This is a genomic window from Actinomadura logoneensis (genome assembly GCF_003428695.1).
Lineage (GTDB): Bacteria > Actinomycetota > Actinomycetes > Streptosporangiales > Streptosporangiaceae > Spirillospora > Spirillospora logoneensis.
The window spans coordinates 1-3,106 of sequence record NZ_QURH01000160.1 but is presented as its reverse complement, the minus strand read 5'-3'; the positions used below and the strand labels follow the sequence as shown (position 1 = coordinate 3,106).

At 75.5% G+C, this 3,106-nt stretch carries 3 protein-coding genes; 1 reads left to right on the top strand and 2 read right to left on the bottom strand.

From position 1 onward, the window contains the following. The first annotated feature begins 190 nt into the window (after window positions 1-190). Entirely contained in the window at window positions 191-976 is a 786-nt protein-coding gene (locus tag DZF91_RS08405) for a hypothetical protein (RefSeq protein ID WP_117356919.1), read from the top strand. Between the two features lie 124 nt (window positions 977-1,100). Here the strand turns inward: DZF91_RS08405 and DZF91_RS08400 are convergent, their stop codons facing one another. Both DZF91_RS08400 and DZF91_RS08395 read right to left on the bottom strand, forming a co-directional pair. Continuing rightward, a complete protein-coding gene (locus DZF91_RS08400) occupies window positions 1,101-1,601 on the bottom strand; it encodes a pyridoxamine 5'-phosphate oxidase family protein (protein ID WP_117356918.1) in 501 nt (166 codons plus the stop codon). Between the two features lie 353 nt (window positions 1,602-1,954). Next, window positions 1,955-2,857, bottom strand: a complete 903-nt coding sequence (locus DZF91_RS08395) for a DUF1707 SHOCT-like domain-containing protein (RefSeq protein WP_235834161.1) — start codon at window positions 2,855-2,857, stop codon at window positions 1,955-1,957. Between the last annotated feature and the right edge of the window lie 249 nt (window positions 2,858-3,106).

The window sequence follows — 3,106 nt, the reverse complement described above, 5'->3', positions numbered from 1 at the left end:
CGCGCCTCCGGCTTCTCCGGCCGCGCCGTCCGCCGCGCCCACGTCCGGGTCCCCGGCCGCGCCGCCGGTGCCGTCCGCGTGGCCGACTCCGGCCGCGGCCCCTTCCACGTCCTCCTCGGCGTCTTCGCCGTCGGCCCCGTCCGAGAGCGCGCCGACCGGACGCGGGGACGTCACGCTCCCCGACATCCCGGTGACCGGCGCCCCGCCCGCGGCCCCGACGCTGACCGACATCCCCGTCCACGCGGCGAAGCCCGAGGGCGCCTCCGAGAGCGACCGGGGCGGCGAGAAGCCCTCAGAGCCCGGTAGCGAGGACGAGGCCCGCGAGGCCGAGCAGAAGGACACTCCGGCCGCCCCCGCCTCCGAGAAGGCGACTGCGGCCCCCGTCGAGGAGCCCGCCGCCGAGCCCGACGAGGCGAAGGCCGAGAAGGCCCCCGAGGCTCCGGCGGCTCCGGAGGCCGAGGAGCTGGTGGCGGCCGAGGCCCCGACCGCACCGGCGGCGGCAGCCGAGACCGCCGAGACCGCTGAGGCCGATGAGGCCGACGACGCCGGCGAGGTCGATGAGGAGCCGGTCGCGGTGACCGCCGCTCCGCCGCGTCCGCGCGAGTCCTCCGACGAGGACGAGCAGGCCGCCGAGACCGGTACCGCCTCCGACGCCGCCGCCGAGGCCGAGGCCGAGGCCGGGCGTACGGAGGACGGGGCGGACGCGAAGCCCGCCGACAAGGACGGCGACACCGTCGCCGCGACCGCAGGCAAGGACGAGGACGGGGACGGGGACGAGCGGGCCCGGGCCGAGGAGGAGCCGCGGGTGCGCATCCTCAGCGGCACCAAGCGCTACCACCGTCCCGACTGCGCGCTGATCGAGGACATCGGCGACGACGCCGAGGACCTGGAGTCCGTGTCCCGCAGCGAGGCCAAGGAGCGCGGCTGCACCCCGTGCCTGGTCTGCCAGCCCGACCGCGAGCACGCCCGCGACTGACGCCTCCGCACGTCCACCCGCAGCGACGAGAACGGCCGCCCCGAAGCGGGGCGGCCGTTCTGCCGTCTCCGGGACGCCGGACGCGGGACGCGGGACCGTGGCCGGCGACGGGTCTCGGACGGGGTCAGGTGGCCTGGCGCTCCTGGCGCCTGCGACCCAGTTCCTCGACGGCGGTCGGGAGGGTCGTCTCGAAGTCGATGAGCTTCGCCCAGGTCGGGGTGACGACGATCCGGACCATGCCGTCGGTGTAGAGCGAGCGCACCTCGGCCTCCCACTCCACGCGCTGCTCGGGCGTCATCTCGTAGGTGCTGGTCGTCTGGAGGTACTCGTCCGGGATGCCGTCGACGTAGTCCAGTTCGGCCCGTCCGCGGATCAGCAGGATCTGGGGCGGGTGCGACTCGGTGTCGACGGTCAGCGCGACCATCGGGTTCTCCCGCAGCGCCTGGAGCTTCGGAGCGTTCTTCGGGGTGCACATGACGACCTCCGCCCCGTTCCACGCGAAGATGATCGGGATGTTGCGCGGGGTGCCGTCCTTGGCGACGTAGGCGAGGCGGGCCACGTCGCGGTCCAGCAGTTCCCGGCTGAGCGGCCGGTTCAGTACCTCGGTGATCTCCTGCGGCTCCATGGTGGCTGGCTCCTCCGTTTTGCTCGTCCCGCGGATCGGGTCCGGCTTCCACGCCCGAGACGATGAGGCTCCGGGTTCTGCGGGCCGTCGTCGTCCACCGGGTCGTGCCAACGGCATCATCCGGGACGGCACCGACATTCGTCGGCACGCCGGTGCTTGCGCAATGCGAACCCGACCTGTTCGTCGTCCACCGGGTCGTGCCAACGGCATCATCCGGGACGGCACCGACATTCGTCGGCACGCCGGTGCTTGCGCAATGCGAACCCGACCTGTTCAGGACACGGGTGAAGACGAGCGCCACCCGGCGCCGGCGGACGGCCGTCCCTTCGCGGGACGGCCGTCCGGGCGGAGGGTCAGTAACGGCCGCGGCGGCGTTCGTCGCGCAGCGCGCGCAGGTGCTCGCGGCGCTCGTCGCGGATCCGGCGGCGCTCCTCGCGCAGTTCCTCGACCACGCGGCGGTGCCCCTGGTGCGCGTCCCATCCGGCCCCGCGGTGGGCGCGGCCGAGCAGCCGGGCGTTCACCTGCTCCTCGGCGAGCGCCTTGACGCGCTCGCCGAGCGTGGCCTGGCCGACCTCGCGCCGCACCACGCCGATCTTGCCGAGCAGGGTGAACCCGGTGACGCGGACGGTCGGCGCGTCGGGGGAGTCGGGGTCGTCGAAGGGCGCGGACGCCTCACCGAGGACCGCCGAGGCGGAGCTGGCGACCCGCACGCCGGGCGGGACGACGATCTCGATCTCGCCGAGCACGCAGGTGCAGTTGATGGTCACCTCGCGCTGCGACAGCACCGCCTGCCGCAGGTCCAGCTCGACCTTGCCGAGCACGGCGTTGGCGTTGGTGTGCGCCTCGACCAGCCAGCGTCCGCCGCGCTTGGTCTCGGACAGGATCGCGACGACGGTGCCGGGCTCGGTGCGCGGGGGAGCGGCGGGGGCGGCGGACGGCGCGTCCGCGCCGGCGGGGACGGGGCCGGACCCGCCGGGCAGGTCGGCGAGCACGGGTTCGAGGTCGGCGTAGGTCCTGGCCTTGTAGACGGCGTCGATCCGCTCGGCGTGCTCCTCCGCGGTGATCCGGCCGTCGGCGAGCGCCTCGCGGAGCCGGTCGGCGACCCTGTCGCGGTCGGCGTCGGAGGCGCGCATGCCGCCCGGTCCGGGCCGGACGTCCGGAGCCTGGCGCGGGGCGGGATCCCCGCCCGGAGCGGACCCGGCCGCGGCCGGAGACGGCTCCGGCCCGGCGGGTGGTGGGGAGTCGGGAAGGTTCACCCCGCCATCATGGCAAACGCGATACGTCGTGTCTAAGGCCCATCGGTGACGACGCGGCGCCGGGCGCCCCGGAAACGGGACACCCGGCGCCCGCGCACGGCTCCCACCTGCCCGAACGACCGCCCGATCCGCCTGAGCGGACCGCACCGTCCAGGCCGCACGAGCGGACCGCCCGAGCCGTCGAGGCCGCCTGGCTCCGCGCGAGCCGTCCGGCCGCGGGAGCCGCCCGGGCAGCCCCGGCCGTCGGGG

What these genes read in the sequence shown, in the direction of transcription:
- DZF91_RS08400 (WP_117356918.1), bottom strand. Translation starts at nt 1,601, where the DNA reads ATGGAGCCGCAGGAGATCACCGAGGTACTGAACCGGCCGCTCAGCCGG.